At 74.3% G+C, this 15,489-nt stretch carries 13 protein-coding genes and 1 pseudogene; 2 read left to right on the top strand and 12 right to left on the bottom strand.

Features of this window, described 5'->3' with window-relative positions:
- Positions 1-4: 4 nt before the first annotated feature.
- The 12 genes from AKI01S_RS05675 to AKI01S_RS05620 all read right to left on the bottom strand — a co-directional run bounded on the left by AKI01S_RS05675 (position 5) and on the right by AKI01S_RS05620 (position 13,870).
- Entirely contained in the window at positions 5-481 is a 477-nt protein-coding gene (locus AKI01S_RS05675; RefSeq protein WP_067812693.1) for a (2Fe-2S)-binding protein, read from the bottom strand.
- Positions 460-1,353: an FAD binding domain-containing protein gene (locus AKI01S_RS05670; protein ID WP_067812692.1), complete on the bottom strand. Its 894-nt coding sequence runs from the start codon at positions 1,351-1,353 to the stop codon at positions 460-462. Before AKI01S_RS05670 ends, AKI01S_RS05675 begins: the two co-directional genes overlap by 22 nt.
- 4 nt (positions 1,354-1,357) lie before the next feature.
- A complete protein-coding gene (locus AKI01S_RS05665) occupies positions 1,358-2,773 on the bottom strand; it encodes a UbiD family decarboxylase (RefSeq protein ID WP_067812691.1) in 1,416 nt (471 codons plus the stop codon).
- Positions 2,770-3,360, bottom strand: a complete 591-nt coding sequence (locus AKI01S_RS05660; protein WP_067812690.1) for a UbiX family flavin prenyltransferase — start codon at positions 3,358-3,360, stop codon at positions 2,770-2,772. Before AKI01S_RS05660 ends, AKI01S_RS05665 begins: the two co-directional genes overlap by 4 nt.
- Complete coding sequence (locus AKI01S_RS05655) at positions 3,357-4,664, bottom strand: nucleobase:cation symporter-2 family protein (RefSeq protein WP_218009556.1); 1,308 nt, start codon at positions 4,662-4,664, stop codon at positions 3,357-3,359. Before AKI01S_RS05655 ends, AKI01S_RS05660 begins: the two co-directional genes overlap by 4 nt.
- Positions 4,665-4,867: 203 nt before the next feature.
- Positions 4,868-5,809, bottom strand: coding sequence for an amidohydrolase family protein (locus tag AKI01S_RS05650; protein WP_067812688.1), 942 nt, complete (start codon positions 5,807-5,809; stop codon positions 4,868-4,870).
- Between the two features lie 104 nt (positions 5,810-5,913).
- On the bottom strand, positions 5,914-8,232 hold the full coding sequence (pucD, locus tag AKI01S_RS05645; protein WP_067812758.1) for a xanthine dehydrogenase subunit D: 2,319 nt from the start codon (positions 8,230-8,232) through the stop codon (positions 5,914-5,916).
- Between the two features lie 98 nt (positions 8,233-8,330).
- Positions 8,331-9,017 (bottom strand): GntR family transcriptional regulator, encoded by a 687-nt coding sequence (locus tag AKI01S_RS05640; RefSeq protein ID WP_169813909.1) that lies wholly within the window; start codon positions 9,015-9,017, stop codon positions 8,331-8,333.
- Positions 9,018-9,378: 361 nt separating this feature from the next.
- Entirely contained in the window at positions 9,379-10,356 is a 978-nt protein-coding gene (gene sigJ, locus AKI01S_RS05635) for an RNA polymerase sigma factor SigJ (protein ID WP_067812687.1), read from the bottom strand.
- Entirely contained in the window at positions 10,353-11,081 is a 729-nt protein-coding gene (locus AKI01S_RS05630) for an SDR family oxidoreductase (RefSeq protein WP_067812686.1), read from the bottom strand. Before AKI01S_RS05630 ends, sigJ begins: the two co-directional genes overlap by 4 nt.
- A 36-nt stretch (positions 11,082-11,117) precedes the next feature.
- A complete protein-coding gene (locus AKI01S_RS05625) occupies positions 11,118-12,473 on the bottom strand; it encodes an amidohydrolase family protein (protein WP_067812685.1) in 1,356 nt (451 codons plus the stop codon).
- Positions 12,474-12,505: 32 nt separating this feature from the next.
- Positions 12,506-13,870: a nucleobase:cation symporter-2 family protein gene (locus AKI01S_RS05620; RefSeq protein ID WP_083998959.1), complete on the bottom strand. Its 1,365-nt coding sequence runs from the start codon at positions 13,868-13,870 to the stop codon at positions 12,506-12,508.
- A gap of 459 nt (positions 13,871-14,329) precedes the next feature.
- Between AKI01S_RS05620 and bdeA the strand changes: the two genes are divergently transcribed.
- Positions 14,330-15,193, top strand: a complete 864-nt coding sequence (bdeA, locus tag AKI01S_RS05615) for a bis(hydroxyethyl) terephthalate hydrolase (RefSeq protein WP_067812684.1) — start codon at positions 14,330-14,332, stop codon at positions 15,191-15,193.
- Between the two features lie 31 nt (positions 15,194-15,224).
- Positions 15,225-15,489: pseudogene (locus tag AKI01S_RS05610) on the top strand (hypothetical protein); the annotation flags it as partial.

Genomic DNA, 15,489 nt, shown 5'->3' with positions numbered 1-15,489 from the left:
ACGCTCACCCGCTCCGGGCCCACCAGCGGGAGGCGGCCAGCTTCACGGCGTCGATGATCTTCTCGTAGCCGGTGCAGCGGCACAGGTTCCCGGCGAGGGCCTCGCGGATCTCCTCCTCGGTCGGGGCGTAGCCGCGCCGGACCAGGTCGTGGGCGGCGACGACGAAGCCGGGCGTGCAGAACCCGCACTGCACCGCCCCCGCCTCGACGAACGCCTCCTGCACCAGGTCGAGCCCGCCGTCGTCGCCCAGCCCCTCGACGGTCACGACCTGCCGGTCGCGCGCCTGCCCGGCGGGCACCAGGCACGCGCACACCGGAACGCCGTCGAGGTAGACGGTGCAGGACCCGCACTCGCCCTGCTCGCAGGCGTTCTTGCTGCCGGGCAGGCCCATCCGCTCGCGCAGGACGAACAGCAGGCTCTCCCGGGCCCGGACGCCGTCGGCGCAGCGCCGCTCACCGTTCACATGGCATGACAGCCGCATCCGCTGGTCTCCTTCCGGAGTTCGGCCCACGCCCAGGTGAGCGTGCGGCGGGCGATGACCGACAGCGCGTGCCGCCGGTAGGCGGCGGTGCCGCGCACGTCGTCGACGGGGGACGCCGCGTCGGCGACGAGCTGCCCGAAGCGGCGGGCCAGGGAGCCGGGCAGCGGGCCGCGCGAGTCCCACAGCCCGGCGGCCTCCAGCTCCCCGGCGGCGAACTCCTCGGCGGCGGTGGCGCGGCGCGGGGTGGGCGCGGCCGACCCGACGCCGGTGCCGACCCGGCGGCCCGCCAGGTCGAGCGCGACCGCGAACGAGCACACGGCGATCACCATCGCGTTCCGGGTGCCGATCTTGGCGAACCGCTGCGGGCCGCGCGCGACCGGGACGCGGACGGCGGCGATCAGCTCGTCCGGGGCGAGCGCGTTGGCCTTGACGCCGGTGAAGAACTCCGCGGCCGGGATCAGCCGGGTGCCGCGGACCGAGGCGGCCTCGACGGTCGCGCCGGCGGCCAGCAGCGGCGGGTGGGCGTCCCCGGCGGGCGAGGCGGAGCCGAGGTTGCCGCCCACCGAGCCCCGGTTGCGGATCTGCGGGGACCCGACCGTGCGGGACGCCTGGGCCAGCGCGGGCAGCGGGTCCCGCAGCCGCTGGACGATCCTGGTGTAGGGCTCGGCGGCGCCGAGGCGGACGTGGTCGCCGTCGCGTTCCCAGCCGGTCAGCTCGCGCAGCCGCGACAGGTCCAGCAGCGCGGCGGGACGGTGCCGGTCGAAGTTCAGCCCGACCATGACGTCGGTGCCGCCCGCGACGGGGACGGCGTCGGGCCGCTGGGCGCGCAGGGCCAGGGCCTCGGCCCAGCTCGCGGGCTGGAGGTAGTCCATGCGTTCAGTCCTTTCCGGCTGTGTCGGGGAACGTGCTGGCGGGGAACGCGCGGGCGGGGAGGGAGCGGTCCAGCAGGCGGGCGGCGCGGTCGCGGGCGGCGGGCGACAGCTCGATGGGCTCGCCGTCGAAGCCGGGCCCGCGCGTGGCGTCCAGCGCCATGCGGGAGGTGGTGCCGTCGCCGCCGGAGGACGGGTCGAGGGGGCTGCCGGGCAGCCCGTCGACCACGAACACGTCGCGGTGCGGCTGGAGGTGGGCGGCCAGCGCCCACAGCACGGCGGAGTCGTCGGTGACGTCCACGTCGTCGTCCACGGCGACGACGGTCTTGAGGTAGGGGTCCCAGCCGAGCAGGCCGAGCATCACCTGCCGGGCCTGGCCGGGACGGCGCTGCCGGAGCGCGACGTAGGCGTGGAAGTGGGTGCCGGAGTTCGGGTAGTGCAGCGCCGTCACGTCGGGGAAGCGGGTGGTGAGCTGCTCGGCCATCTCCGACTCGCGCGGGATGCGGGCGAGGTTGAGGTGCTCGGCGGAGGCGCCCGCGACGACGTCGAGCAGGACCGGGTCGCGGCGGCGGCAGACGGTCTCCACGCGCAGGACGTTGTTGGTGGAGCGGTGCGAGGAGTAGCCGGAGAACTCCCCGAACGGCCCCTCGGGCGCGTGGTCGCCCGGGTCGATGACGCCCTCGATGACGTAGTCGGCCGTCGCGGGGACGCGGATGCCGTGCCGGGGCGTGCGCACCACCTGGAGGGGCTCGCCGAACAGGCCGCCGGCGATCTCGCGTTCGTCGACGTCGGCGCCGACCCGCGCCGAGGCGGCCAGCATGAACAGCGGGTGCCCGCCGACCACCATCGCGACCGGCAGCGGGCGGCCCCGCTCGCGGGCGCGGCCCAGCAGCCGCCACAGATCGCCGCGCGAGTGCAGGCTGAGGGCCAGTTCGCGGGGCGAGTGCGGGGTCGCGCGGTGGTAGCTCAGGTTGCCCGCGCCGCCGCCCGGGTCCTCGGCGACGACGATGCCGCTGGTGAGGTAGCGGCCGAGGTCGGAGGCGAAGTGCCGGATCATCGGGACCGCGGCGAGGTCGGCCCGGTCGCCGGTCAGCACCTCGTCCAGGGCGGGGCCGCCCGCCAGCATCTCCATGGGACGGCGGTCCCGGGAACGTTCCTGGTAGGCGGCGTGCAGCCCGGCCGGGTCGGTGCCGAACAGCCCCGCCACGCGGGCGCGGGAGGCGAACACGTTGGTGACCAGCTCCACGCCCAGCCCGGCCACCCTCGGACAGCGGAGCAGGTCGTGGCGCCCGCGCGCCGCCAGCCCGAACGCCAGCGCGGTCACCTCCTCCTCGGCCGACACCTCCGCGTCCACCACGAGGACGTCGTCGCCGTCGTAGGCGTCCAGGAAGGCGTGCAGGTCCTGACGGGGCGAGAGGGTCACGAGAACTCCCGGGTGGGGCCGGTCCAGCGCCGGAACAGGTCGTGCTCGATCCCGAACTGGTCGAGCACCTTGCCGGCGATGTGGTGGATCAGGTCGTCGATGGTGCGCGGGCCGGAGTAGAAGCCGGGGACGGGCGGCAGCACCACCGCCCCGGCCTCGGTCACGGCCGTCATGTTGCGCAGGTGGACGAGGCTGAGCGGCGTCTCGCGGGCGACCAGCACCAGGCGGCGGCGCTCCTTGAGCGTCACGTCGGCGGCGCGGCTCAGCAGGTCGTCGGTGTGGCCGTGCGCGACGGCGGCGAGGGTCTTCATGGAGCACGGCGCCACCGCCATGCCGAGGGTGGGGAACGATCCGGACGACACGGCCGCGGCCAGGTCGCGGGAGTCGTGCACCACGTCGGCCAGCGCGCAGACCTCGCCGGGGTCGCGGCGGGCCTCCAGCTCGATGGTGCGGCGCGCGCCCGCCGACACCACCAGGTGCGTCTCGACGGTTCCGAGCTCGCGCAGCGCCTCCAGCAGCGCGATGCCGTACTGGGGCGCGCTGGACCCGGAGATCCCCACGACCAGCCGCGGGCGTGTCGTCGTCATCGGGCGGCCTCCTGTTCGGGCCGCTCCCGGCGGAGCGGCGGCAGATGGTGGAACAGCAGGTTGAGCAGGACGGCGGTGACCGTCCCGACCGCGACGCCGCTGTCGAGGAAAAGCTGCGCCCACTGCGGGAACCGGTCGTAGGCGCCGGGCAGCGCCATCGGCACCAGGCCGACGCCGAGGGACACCGCGACGATCACGAGGCCGGGGGTGTCGCCGCTCGCGTTCGCCAGCATCCGCAGGCCGATGACCGCGACGGTCGCGAACATCGCCAGCGTCGCGCCGCCCAGCACCGGCCCCGGCACCGCCGCGACCACCCGGCCGATCACCGGGAACACGCTCATCAGCACCAGGATCGCCCCGGCGCAGGCCGTCACCCAGCGGGAACGAACCCTCGTCAGGCTCACCACGCCGATGTTCTGGGTGAAGGTGATGTAGACGAACGACTGGAACACGCCGCCGAGGGCGGTGACGACGCCGTCGGCGCGCAGCGCGGCGGCGATGTCGCGGCGGGACGCGGGCCGGTCCACCGCCTCGCCCACCGCCAGGACCTGCCCGGCGGTCTCCACCATCAGCACGAACTGCACCAGCACCAGCGACAGCGCGGCGACCGGGTGGAACGACGGGATCCCGAAGTGGAACGGCTCGGGCAGCCCCGCGACCGGCCCGCCGCCGACCCCGCCGAAGTCGGCGTGTCCGGTCAGCGCCGCCCCGGCCGTCATCACGACCAGCGCGACCAGGATCGACAGCTGCGAGGCCAGCGGTGGCAGGAACCGGTACAGCAGCACCACCAGCAGCAGGGTCAGGCCGCCCAGCACGATGCCGGACACCGCGCCGAAACCGGGGTCGCCGGGTCTGCCGCCGAACACCATGCGGGCCCCGGCCGGGATCAGCGTGATCCCGATGAGGGTGATGGTGGTGCCGACGACGACCGGCGGGAAGAACCGCAGCAGCCGTCCGAAGACCGGCGCGAACGCCACCATCACCAGCCCGGCGGCGACCACCGACCCGTACATGACGGGCAGGCCGTACTCGGTGCCGATCAGCACCATCGGCACGACGCCGTTGTAGGCCGCGCCGATGACCAGCGGCAGCCGCGCGCCGACCCGCAGCACGCCGGCCGACTGGAGCAGCGTGCCGACCCCGCACAGCAGCAGGTCGGCCGCCACCAGGGCCACGATGTCGCGGTGCGGCAGGCCGAGGCCCGCCGCGACGATGAGCGGAACGGCGATGGTGCCGGCGTACATCACCAGCACGTGCTGGACGCCGAGGGGGACGAGCCGTCCGGGGCGCGGAACCTCGTCCACAGGATGCTTGGGAACGGTCGGAACTTCTGCTTCTGCTTCTTCGCCAGGCGTCTGCCGCACGCCGCCCACCTTCCAGGCACGATGCCCAGTTCCCCCGGGACGCGCTCCCCGCGCTCGTCCCGGAGGGTCCCCGTGGGAAATCCCCGATGACCCCCGACCGCCCCGGCCGGGCACCCCCTGCCCGGCCGGGGCCGACGCGGTGGCTAACCGGCCGCCGGGACCGGGGCGGGCTCGTCCGCGTAGGCGTAGGTGTCGGTGAGGCGGGCCTCGGCCTCCACGAGGTTGCGCGGCGGCGGGGTGGGCTTCAGGCCGAGCAGCTTGGCCATGTTGTTGCCCAGGTAGCCCTCCAGGTCCTCCTCCGACAGGTTCATGCCCTGCGGCGGGGGCCCGCACAGGACCTCCAGCTCGCGCGCCCACATGCCGGGCTCGTTCGGCGGGGAGTCGGTGCCGAACACCAGCTGGTGCCGCTCCATCTGCTGGGCGAACTCGACGATGCGGGACTGGAGCAGCCAGCCCGACTCGCCGTAGACGTTGGGGCTGTCGAGGATCATGTAGAGGGCCTCGAAGCAGTACACGCCGCCGGTCTGCACGCCGAAGTGCGCCAGGATGAAGTTGACGTCGCGGAACTCCCGGATGATCGGGTAGAACTGCGTCGGGATCGAGTACGGGCCGTCGCCGGTGTGGATGAGCACGACCACGCCGAGCTCGTCGCACACCCGCAGGACCGGCCGCAGCCAGTCCAGCGCCCGGTCGGGGCGGTAGGCGTGCATGTTGGCGTGGAGCTTCATCATCTTGTAGCCGTGTTCCTTGACGTGGAACTCCAGCTCCTTGGCGCCGTTCTCGGGGCCGAACCGCGGGTTGTACATGAAGTTGCCGATGAACCGGTCCGGGTAGCGCTGGACCAGCTCGGTGATGTACGCCATGTAGTCGCGGATGCCCTCGCGGCCCCCGCGCATCCCGTCCTGCCAGACGGAGTTGCCGGGCGGCGGCATGATGCAGCCGTAGTCGATCCGGCGCGGCTTGCCGTTGATCATGTATGGGCCGTTCATCATCTCCAGGGTGCGCTCGCCGGTGAACGGGTCGCCGTCGTGCCGCCACGCCTGGTCGACGATGTTGGTCGGGTGCATGTGGGTGTCGATGATCACGGTGGATGACCTTTCTGCCACGGTGGTTCCGGCGCGGGGGCGCGCCGGGTCTTGCGTGGCCGGCCACGGCCCCGGTCACGGGTGGGGGCCGTACCTACGCCAGGTCAGGAAGTGCTCACCTCCTCGATTCCGGCCAGTTGCCCGGGCCGGACGGGGACGCGGGGCAGCTCCAGCCCGGTGGCGTCGCGCAGCGCGTTGACGATCGCCGGGGTGGACGACAGGGTGGGCGGCTCGCCGACGCCGTTGAGGCCGTAGGGCGCGTCGGGGTGCGGGGTCTCCAGCAGGTCGATCCGCACCGGCGGCATGTCGAGGATGGTGGGGATGAGGTAGTCGGTGAACGAGGGGTTGCGCACCCTCCCGTCCACGACCCGCACCTCCTCCATCAGCGCCAGCCCGAGGCCCTGGGCGGTGCCGCCCTCGATCTGGCCCTCGACGGCCAGCGGGTTGATCGCCCTGCCCACGTCCTCGGCGGTGGCCATCTCCACGACGCGGACCAGGCCGAGTTCGGTGTCGACCTCGACGACGGCGCGGTGGGCGGCGAACGCGAACGCGATGTGGGCGTCGCCCTGGCCGCGTTCGGGGTCGACGGGCTCGGTGGCGTGGTGGTGGTACTCGAAGGTCGCGGCGAGGTCCTCCCCCGCCAGCAGCTCGGCCAGCGGGATCGCGACGTCCCCGGAGGCGGCGTCCACGACCGCCCCGCCCTCCAGGGCCAGGTCGCCGGGCGCCGCGCCGAGGACGCGGGCGGCGCGGTCCAGGACGCGGGCGCGGACGGCGCGGCAGGCGCCCCGCACGGCCCCGGCGGTCATCCAGGTCTGACGGGAGGCCGAGGAGGAGCCGGAGTCGCCGACCAGGGTGTCGGCGTTGCGGACCGTGACGTCGGCGACGCCGAGCTCGGTGCGGGCGACCTGCGCCTGCACGGTGACCACGCCCTGCCCGCACTCGGCGGAGGCGGTGTACACCTCGGCGTGCGGGCGGCCGTCGCGGACCGCGACGGTGACGCGGGCGGTGCAGATGTCGTCGACGCCGCCGGAGTAGCCGATCGCCTTGACGCCGACCGCGTAGCCGACGCCGCGCCGCAGGGACTCGCCGCGGGTGACGTTGCCGAGGCCGCCGGGCCAGGCGCGGGGGTCGCGGTGGTGGCCGGGGTCGGGCGGCAGGGGCGTCGCCCTGAGGCGTTCCAGCAGCTCCCGGACCGGCGCGGGGCCGTCGACCGCCTGACCGGTGGGCAGGACCGTGCCGGTGGTCATGGCGTTGCGGACGCGCAGGTCGACGGGGTCCATGCCGAGCGCGCGGGCGAGCTTGTCCATGTTGGACTCGACGGCGTAGGCGGACTGGACCGCGCCGAAGCCGCGCATCGCGCCGCAGGGCGGGTTGTGGGTGAAGACCGCGTGGCCGTCGATGTCGGCGTTGGGCACCTCGTAGGCCCCGGCGGCGAAGTAGCAGGCGTTGGCGATGACGATCTGGGAGGTGGAGGTGTAGGCCCCGCCGTCCAGCAGCAGCCGCGCCGTCAGATAGACGATCCTCCCGTCGCGGGTCGCGCCGTGCTCGACGCGGATCCGCGCGGGGTGCCGGTGGACGTGCCCGAAGAACGACTCCTCGCGGTTGTAGACCATCTTCACCGGGCGGCCGGTGCGCAGCGCCAGCAGGCAGGCGTGGATGTGGACCGACAGGTCCTCGCGACCGCCGAACGCGCCGCCGACGCCCGCCATGGTGAGCCGCACCCGCTCCCGGGGCAGCCCGAGGGACGCGGCGACCTGGCGCTGGTCCTCGTGCAGCCACTGGGCGGAGACGTACAGGTCGACGCCGCCCTCGCCGTCGGGCACGGCCAGCCCCGACTCCGGCCCCAGGAACGCCTGGTCCTGCATGCCGACCTCGTACTCGCCGGACACCACGACGTCGGCGCGGGCGCGGGCGGCGGCGACGTCGCCGTGCCGGATCCGCACGTGGCGGACGAGGTTCCCGCCCGGGTGCACGCGCGGCGCGTCCGGGTCGAGGGCGCGCCCGGGGTCGGTGAGCGGCGGCAGCACCGCGTACTCGACGACGATCCGCTCCAGCGCCCGCCGCGCGGCCTCGGGATCGTCGGCGGCCACGACGGCGACCGGCTCCCCCTGGTGGCGCACCACGTCCCGGGCGAGCACCGGCTGGTCGGAGACCTTCATCCCGTAGGTCCGGCTGCCGGGGACGTCCTCGTGGGTGAGGACCGCGCGCACGCCGGGCACCTCCAGCGCGGGCGCGGTGTCGATACGGACGATCCGGGCGTGCGGGTGCGGGCTGCGCAGCGTCGCGCCCCACAGCATGCCCTCGCGGCGCAGGTCGGAGGAGTACTCGAAGGTGCCGCAGACCTTGGGGATCCCGTCGGGGCGGCGGGCGCTGGCGCCGACCCCGTCCGGGGTGGTGACGCGTTCCCGGCGCCCGGTGGTCATGGTGCTCACGCGGGTCGTCCTTCCTCCGCGCCGCGCGGCGCGCTCGAGGGTGGGAGAAGAGGAGGCGTGGCGGTGGTCGGAGGGAGGTCGAAGGCCGGTCAGGGGTCGGTGCGGCCGGTGGCCTGGCGGAGGCGGACCCGCAGCCGCGACACGTGGGTCCGGGCGGCGTGCTCGGCGGCGTCGGGGTCGCCCGCGGCCATCGCCTCGTAGATCCGGCGGTGCTCCTCCAGGGCGAGGCGGGGCGCGTGCGGGTGCCGCCACAGCGAGTGCAGGCCCAGGTGGGCCCGGCCCTGGAGCTGGTCGAGGATGTCGATGAGGTGCCGGTTGCCGGTGAGGGCGCGGATGGCCTGGTGGAAGCGCATGTCCTGGCGGACGTGGGCGCCCTCGCCGCCGCCCTCGGCGAGGACCTTCTCGTGCTCGCCCAGGATCCGTTCCAGCTCGGTCAGCGCCGCGACGTCCAGCCGTTCGGTGGCCAGCCGCGCGGCCAGTCCCTCCAGGGACTCGCGCACGGCGTAGAGCTGGTGCAGGTCCTCCACGTCCACGCTGCTGACCTCCGCGCCCCGGTGCGGGACGTGGGTGGCCAGTCCGTCGTGGATGAGCTTCTGCACCGCCTCGCGGACGGGGCTGCGGCTGATGCTCATCCGGTCGGCGAGGGCGGGGACGCTCAGCGGCGTGCCGGGGGTGAGGCGGTTCTCCAGGATGGCCGCCTTCAGCTCTTCGTAGGCACGGTCGGCCAGCAGGCTGCCGGGGGCGATGGCCTTCACCGCGCTGTAGCTGGTCGTCATGTCCGCTCCCTCGCTCGTGACACACATTACATGCAATCCCCCTCTCCGACTAGAGAGCTTTGTGGACGATTGCATGTAAACACGGCCCGGCTTCGTCTCGGCCACGGAATCACGGACGGCCGGTAAGTGCTCTGTAAGGTCTTTCTTTGCAGGTCACAGGCAAGATCAATTCTATGAGCAATCCGTCGTCTCCCTGCGAGTCGCCCTGCTCCGACGGAGAACGCCTTCACGACCGCGGGCCGACCTTCGACCCGGCCGGACTCTCGGGGCCGCAACGGCGCGGTACGGCCTGCGTGGTGTGCGACAAGCGCTGGCCGCGCCCGGACGTCAGGATCGGCCGCTTCCCGGACGGGAGCCCGGCCTACTCCTGCGCGGACTGCGCCCCGGCCATGCCCTCCTGCACGTCCGGCCCCACCCCCTGATCCACCGCTCCGCCCGGCGCGGGCGCGACGGCCGTTCCACCTGGGACGGAGGCCAGCTTGTCGGGGTTGCGGACGACGTCGATGGCCGTGATCCGGCCGTCGTCGACGGTCAGGGACGCCACCGACAGGACCCCGTCGTCGCCGCGCAGCACCAGGCCCGCCGCGCCGTTGACGGTGGTGATCCGCATCTCGCGCAGCGGGTCGCGGACGAACGACAGCACCAGGCGCGCCACCCGCCCCGCGCCGCGCTCCTCCCTCGGCAGGGAGCTGACCTTGCCGCCGCCGTCGCCCCGGCACACCACCCGGGGGTCCAGCAGCGCCGTCAGCCGCTCCAGGTCGCCGTCGCGGCAGGCGGCGGCGAACGCGGTGACCACCCGCCGCTGCTCGCCCGGGGTGGGCGGGAAGCGGGGCCTGCCCTCGGCGACGTGCCGGCGGGCGCGGGAGGCCAGCTGCCGCACGGCGGCCGGGGAACGGCCCACCACGTCGGCGACCTCGTCGAAGGTCAGCCCGAACACGTCGTGCAGCAGGAACGCGGTGCGCTCGGCGGGCGACAGGCTCTCCATCACCAGCAGCAGCGCGGTGCTGACCGACTCGTCCAGGGTGACCCGGTCGGCGGGGTCGCAGGCGTGGCCGAAGGCGGGGTCGCCGACCAGCGGCTCGGGCAGCCAGATGCCCACGTACCTCTCGCGCCGGGCGCGGGCGCTGCCCAGGGCGTCCAGCGCCAGCCGCCCCACCGTCCTGATCAGCCAGCCGCGCAGGTCGCGGATCGCGTCCGGGTCCTCCAGCCCGCGCAGCCGCAGCCACGCCTCCTGCACGCAGTCCTCGGCCTCGGCGAGCGAGCCCAGCGTCGCGTACGCCACGCGCAGCAGGCGCGGCCGTTCGGCGTCGAAGCGGCGCGCGAGTTCGTCGGGGGTCACGGGCGCTCCAGCCAGGCGGTGAAGGTGGCGTTCCCCCGGTGGTCGGGGCGCGCGCTGGTCAGCGCCCCGGCGCGCAGCTCCCGGCCCAGGCGGCCGGGCAGCGGGACCGGGAACGTCAGCGTCCGCCGCCCGGTCACCGAACGCCAGGTCCGCGCCAGGGCGCGGGCGTCGGCGATCTCGGGGCCCGCCACCTCCACCCAGCCGCGGCGCGCGGGCCGTTCGGCGACCTCGGCGATCGCGCGGGCGGCGTCGGCGGCGGCGACCGGCTGCAGCAGGACCCTGGGCAGCGGCAGCACCGGGCCGCCCAGGGTGGCGGCGACCAGCTCGTGGAACTGCGCGGCCCGCACGATCGTCCACGGCACCGGTCCCTCGGTCACCGCGGCCTCCTGGCGGGCCTTCGTGCGGAAGTACCCGATCGGCACGCGCCCGCAGCCCAGGACCGACACACACACATGATGCCCCACCCCGGCGGCCGCCTCGGCCTCCAGCAGCCGCCGCGTCCCGTCCACCAGCGTCCGCGCGGCCTGCCGGGACTGGTCGTTGCTGGCGTCGACCACGACGGCGCAGCCCGCCAGCGCCTCCGGCAGGCCCGCCCCGGTCCGCAGGTCCACCGGGTGCTCGGCCGAGCTTCGGCTCAGCGTCCGCACCCGGTGCCCGCGCCCCTCCAGCTCCGCGACGACATGGCGTCCCAGCGTTCCCGTCCCACCGATCACAGCGATTCTCATATCCGAAGGACGACGCGGGCCGCCCGAGTGTGACACCTACCGGGGCGGGCCCTCCAGCAGGGACGGGTCGGGGGCCGCCGCGACGGCGCGGGCGATCAGGTCCTTCTCGTCCACGCGGGTGCTGCGGCCGTCGGCGACCAGGACCTCGCCGTCCACCAGGACCGTGTCCACGGTGCGGGCGCTGCCGGTGGTCAGCAGCGTCGCGCCCGGGTCCAGGACCGGGACACACCCCAGGTCCCGCTCGAAGCGCAGCAGGACCAGGTCGGCCCGGACGCCCGGGACCACGCCGTCCGGGCGCTCCTCCAGGCCGAGGACGGCGTTGGCGCCGTTGGTGGCCAGGTCCAGCATGTCGGCGAAGCCGAGCAGGTCGGAGCGGCCGTGGACGGCGCGTTGCAGGTAGGCGCCCATGCGCATGGTCTCCAGGGCGTCCTGGGTGTCGTTGCTGGCCGCGCCGTCCACGCCGAGGCCGACGCGGATGCCCGCCTCCAGCATCTCCGGGACGGGGGCCACGCCGCTGCCCAGCCGCATGTTGCTCAGGGGGTTGTAGGAGACGCCCACGCCCCGCCCGGCCAGGACGCGGCGGCCCTCGGCGTCGAGCACGCAGCAGTGGACCGCGAGGAGCCGGTCCCACAGGAAACCGGACTCCTCCAGGTAGGCGACCGCGCCCGTTCCGGCGTGCTCCCGGCACATGTCCTCGTCGGTCGCGGTCTCCAGCAGGTGCATGCTGGCGGTCATGCCGCGTTCCCCGGCGAACGCCCGCACCGCCCGCAGCCCCCGCGGGGTGAGCGAGCGCGGGTTCGGCACCGCCACCCCCATCCGGATCCGGCTTCCGGCGGTGCGGTCGGCCAGCGCGTCGATGTGGGCGAAGACCTCGTCCAGGGGCTCCATCAGGCGGGGTTCGAAGCCCCACCGGCGGGTGGCGTCGCCCCGGTCGGCCACGCCCCGGCACACCAGCGCGCGGATGCCGGTGTCGGCCAGCGCCTGGAGGATCGCGTCGTGCACCGCGCGCGAGGGGTGCGGCCACATGTGCTCGACCAGGGCGGTCGTCCCGCTGCGCAGCGCCTCCAGCGAGGCGGCCGCCGCCGCGACGTAGGCCTGCTCGGGGGTGAGCGCGACGGTGCCCTCGGCGACGTACCGCAGCCAGCGGATCAGCGGCTCGCCCTCGGCGATCCCGCGCATCACCGCCTGGTGCAGGTGGGTGTGGGTGTTGACCAGGCCGGGGATCAGATGGCCGCCGCCCCCGTCCAGCACCTCGCCGGCCGCCGGGCCGGTGCCGTGCGGCTCGACCGCCGTCACCCTCCCGTCGCGCAGGCGCACGTCCTGGCCGCCGACCCAACGGCCCTGGGTCCACACGGTCACATCGCGGATCATCGTGGGGGCGGTGCTCGTCATCGCAGGGGGTTCCCTTCTGTCACGCGGGTCTGTCACGCGGGTTCGGGCGCGGGCTCGGCGCCGCGTCGGCGGGTCTCGTTGAGCAGCAGGTTGAGCAGGAACGCCGTGATGCCGCCCGCCGCGATGCCGCTGCCGAGCACCGTCTGGGCGAACGCGGGGAACCGGTCGTACACGTGCGGCGCGCCGACCGGCATGAAGCCCATCCCGAACGACACCGCCACGACCAGCATGTTGCGCGAGTCGGCCAGGTCGGCCTGGGCGAGGATGCGCAGGCCCACCGCCCCGACCACGCCGAACATCACCACGCCGACGCCGCCGAGCACCGGGCCGGGCAGCGCGGCGACGACCGCGCCGAGCTTGGGCACCAGGCCGAGCACCACCAGGATCACGCCGGACCCGGCGACCACCCACCGGCTGAGGACCCGGGTCATGGAGACCAGGCCGACGTTCTCGCCGAAGGTGACGATGGTGAAGGAGTTGAACACCCCGGCGACGGCGGTGCCCGCGCCGTCGGCGCGCAGCGCCCGGGCGACCTCGGGCGGGCCGACCTCGCGGCCGACGATCTGCCCCATGGCCAGGGTGTCGCCCGCCGACTCGACCATGTTGACGAGCTGCACGATGACCATCGGCAGGATCGCCGACAGCACGAACACCGGCGCCCCGAAGTCGAACGGCATGACGATCCCGAACGCGTCGGCCCTCCCGACGCCGGAGAAGTCGACCAGCCCCATCGGGACCGCCACGGCCGTTCCGGCGACCAGGGCCAGCAGCACCGCGACGCGGGCGACGACCGGCGGCCCGAACCGCTCCATGAGCAGGATGAACGCGATCGTCCCGGCGGCCAGCGCGACGTTGGCCGGGGCCGCGCCGTCGGTGGCCGCCCTCGGGTCGTGGTGCGCGACCAGGTGGGCGGTGGAGGGGACCAGGCTGAACCCGATGATGGCGATGACCGTGCCGGTGACCAGCGGCGGGAAGAACCGCAGCAGCCGGGAGAAGTGGGGCGCGGCCAGGAACGTCAGCGCGCCCGCGACCAGCGTCGCGCCGAACACGGCGGGCAGCCCGGCGTCGCGGCCGACGACGATGGCGGGCCCGATGCCGGTGAAGGTGGAGCCCATGACGATGGGCATCCGCACGCCGACCCGCCAGACGCCGATGGTCTGCAGCAGCGTGGCGACGCCGCTGACGAACAGGTTGGCGGTGATCAGCGCGGCGATCCGGTCGCCGGGCAGGCCGACGCCCGTGCCGATCAGCAGCGGGACGGTCACCATGCCGGAGTAGGCGATCAGCACGTGCTGGACGCTCAGCGGGGCGAGGACGCGCAGCCGCGGCACGGCGTCCACGGGGTCGGGCCCGGACGCGCCGGGTGGTTCCGGAGACCGGTTGCGGATCGAGGACATGCGGCGTCTCCCTCCCCTCCGCGCCGGGCGCGGAGGATTCCATCCGTCCTGCCGGCTCCGGCTCACCAACACATTGCATGTAATGTGAACCAGGCGACAACCCCCGGGATCGTGCGTCGTGGGCTCAGTACAGCAAGTGGCGCCGATCACTCCTAGTGGTCCGGGCTACGAACACCGGGCCGCGGCGGACCGCACTTTTGTAGGCGGGCACCAAAAGCGGCCTCCGTTTTCCTCGCGCTGCCCGCGTGTCACGCCGGGATCGCAGACGCCTCACCCGCGCCCCTCCCCCGCCGCCCGCGCGCCCTTCCGTCAGAAGACAGGCGATCTCGCCGATGGCGGACGGCCCAGGCACTCCAAGAATCACGGCTGTCGATTTCCCCCCGGAATCCTCACGTGGAACGCGCCGTGCCCCCCGCATCGCGTCCCGGAGGATTTCCTCCCCCGAAGGAGTGCATCGACATGCTCCCGAAGAAGGCCGCAGCCGCCACCGCCCTGGCGGCCGTGATGTGGGGCGGGCTGCTCAGCCCGCCCGCGCAGGCCGCACAGAACCCCTACGAGCGCGGTCCCGCCCCGACCGAGGCGAGCATCGAGGCCCCGCGCGGCCCGTTCGCCATCTCGCAGACGACCGTGTCGTCGCTGTCCGTCACCGGCTTCGGCGGCGGCACCATCTACTACCCGACCAGCACCGCCGAGGGCACGTTCGGCGCGGTCGCGATCGCGCCCGGCTACACCGCCGACCAGAGCAGCATGTCCTGGTACGGCCCCCGGCTGGCCTCGCAGGGCTTCGTGGTCTTCACCATCGACACCCTCACCCGCTTCGACCAGCCCGACAGCCGGGGCCGGCAGCTGGAGGCGGCCCTGGACTACCTGACCCAGCGCAGCTCGGTCCGGTCCCGCATCGACGCCACCCGGCTCGGCGTGATGGGCCACTCGATGGGCGGCGGCGGGTCGCTGGAGGCCTCGGTGAGCCGCCCGCAGTTGCAGGCGGCGATCCCGCTGACGCCGTGGAACCTGGACAAGACCTGGTCGGACGTGCGCGTCCCCACGCTCATCATCGGCGCGCAGAACGACTCGGTCGCGCCGGTGTCCTCCCACTCCGAGCCGTTCTACTCCACGATCCCCGCCTCGTCGGAGAAGGCGTACCTGGAGCTGGCGGGCGCCTCCCACTTCGCGCCCAACATCTCCAACACCACGATCGCCAAGTACAGCATCTCCTGGCTCAAGCGGTTCATCGACAACGACACCCGCTACGAGCAGTTCCTGTGCCCCGCGCCGCGCGAACGGGAGATCTCCGAGTACCGCGACACCTGCCCGCACGCCTGACCCCGGCGGGCTCCCCCGAAGGACCATCACCGTGACACACACCACCGACGGCGGCCGCTCCACGCGGCCGCCGTCGGCCGTCGGGCGCCGCAGGCGGCGCGGCCGACGGTTCCCGGCCGTCGCCGCCATCGCCGCCCTCGGCACGGCGGCCCTCTGCGTCACCGCGACGGTGTACGCCGTCGAGGCCGTGCGCGGCTGCGACGACCCGCTGGTGCTCGACGTCGCCGTCGCGCCCCGGCTCGCGCCCGCCGTCGCGGCGGTGGCCGGGCGGTTCGGGCGGGCCGGGCACGAGGCCG

The sequence above is a fragment of the Actinomadura kijaniata NBRC 14229 genome (assembly GCF_001552175.1).
GTDB lineage: Bacteria > Actinomycetota > Actinomycetes > Streptosporangiales > Streptosporangiaceae > Spirillospora > Spirillospora kijaniata.
The sequence above is the reverse complement of the archived record's forward strand: the minus strand, read 5'-3'. Positions and strand labels throughout refer to the sequence as shown.